We start from the raw sequence: 1907 nt of genomic DNA on the forward strand, positions 1-1907 counted from the left end.
TAATTCTTTAATACTTTTAAATACCATTGCACAACTGATCTCTCCTAAGAAATTATTTTATCAAAAAGCTAGTGTATACTTCTTTTTTAATATTCCCAAAGAAAATCAAATCACATATTATTTATAAAAAAAATGAAAGTTAATCAGTGCACAAATAAAAAAGGAAGTCCAAAATCCTGGACTCCCTCATCAAATAAACTTACTTATTAACATGTGTTAACGTCGCACCATACGGAGTTACATCAAAGAAGTCTCCATAACCAACAACTTTACCACTACCGTTCGCAATGACTGATTTTCTAGATTTCCATGTTTCTCTCCATTTTTTATTAACATCTGCAGCACGTCGATTAACGATAATATTCATTTTTTTCGTTTCGATTTGTTCTTTTGTCATATTTTTTGTATCCATTTTTTTAAAGTCATCTAAAATTAAATTTTTCGTTTCATCCGATATTCCACCACTTTGAACAAAGATATCAAACATTAATGCATAGCCTCTTTTTGTCCATAATCCGAATGTTTTGTAATACTTTTCTGCTTGATCAAAGTACCATTTTGAAGCATTAATTTGTTCATCGATACATTCTTTACTTGTACCTAGATTTTTAAAATAAGTCTTCCAAGGCTCTACGACTTGGTATTTATTATTAGGGTCACTGATTGAATCTCCCCAAGCTACCTGCTCTTTTGTCGTTTTGTTCATAATGACATCTTTAAATGTATTATAAGAATCCTTATCTCCATTGAAAGCTTTTAGGACGACATCATTATGATTTTCGAACATATTTTTCATAATTGGTTGGATCGTTTCTGTTCCAAAATTTTCTTGAAGTGCGCCAAAAGATAGACCGGCACCATCGAAATTACCACTTGTTGCACCAAATGCATCAGCTCCAGATGATGATGTTTCATACCATGAAGTGATTTCTAGTGCCATCTTTTTAACTGATTCACTTGCTGGAAACTTCACGGGACTAATCGCTTGTGTTGCCGGCTTCTTTGTAGCAACAGAAGCAGCATTCGCTGGCCCGACTACTGTTCCTAAAGAAAAGACAATCGCAGATGATAAAATAACATTTTTAATCGATTTTTTCATGATAGATTACTCTCCCTTACTATTAATCTATTTATCTAGGTTAAACTCAGGAATTTCATTTATATTCGCAACGTTAATTACTATATCACGATAATTAATTCTGTTCATCACATAAAATCTTCCAATCGATAATTCTTAAACAAGATCTACGAAATAAATTACATAAAAAAAGACAAACCTTATTCGAAATTATTTCGAAATAAGGTTTGTCTTTTTTTTCCTATTCTACTGTTTCTTTAACTTATCCCAAGTATCCTGAAGCGATTGTAGTAATTGCTGTGGATTTTTTTGTCCACCAACATATGCTTGCATTGAAGCTCCAAATTCATTTGTTGCACCGTTTGGATACTTAAACCAGTTCCATGAAAGTACTTTGCCGTCAGCTGAGTACTTTTGAATATCATCTGCAATCGGGCCTAAGCCTTTTCCTTCAATAGTTTTAACTGCTGGAATGAATTTAAACTTTTCAACGATATATTTTTTACCTGTATCAGAAGAAACCATCCAATTTAAAAACTTCTTCGCTTCTTCTTTGTTTTTTGAATTTTTATTAACTACCCAGTTATTAGGTACACCGACAGGGATTTTGTCCATTGCATTTTTGTCATCATTAATCGGAATTGGTAATAGACCAAGTTTCATATTTGGTGTAATGCCATCAATCATCCCTTGTGTCCAGTTTCCTTGTTGCATCATAGCTGTTTTTCCAGATGCAAAATTTGTAACTTGTGTATTGTAATCTGTTGTTAATGGATTTTTATTTCCATATTTAATCGTTAAATCAAATAATTTTATAAACTCCTTAAAT

Annotated in this window: 2 protein-coding genes; both read right to left on the minus strand. The window is 32.0% G+C overall.

What is annotated here, in order from left to right; genetic code table 11:
• Nucleotides 1-199 precede the first annotated feature (199 nt).
• Nucleotides 200-1099, minus strand: a complete 900-nt coding sequence (locus CN514_RS19305) for a hypothetical protein (RefSeq protein WP_098233995.1) — start codon at nucleotides 1097-1099, stop codon at nucleotides 200-202.
• A gap of 225 nt (nucleotides 1100-1324) precedes the next feature.
• On the minus strand, nucleotides 1325-1907 hold a 583-nt coding region (locus tag CN514_RS19310; protein ID WP_141529427.1), incomplete at its 5' end, for an extracellular solute-binding protein.

Source organism: Bacillus sp. AFS001701 (assembly GCF_002559405.1).
Lineage (GTDB): Bacteria > Bacillota > Bacilli > Bacillales > Bacillaceae_G > Gottfriedia.

What these genes read in the sequence shown, in the direction of transcription:
- CN514_RS19305 (WP_098233995.1), bottom strand. Translation starts at nt 1,099, where the DNA reads ATGAAAAAATCGATTAAAAATGTTATTTTATCATCTGCGATTGTCTTT.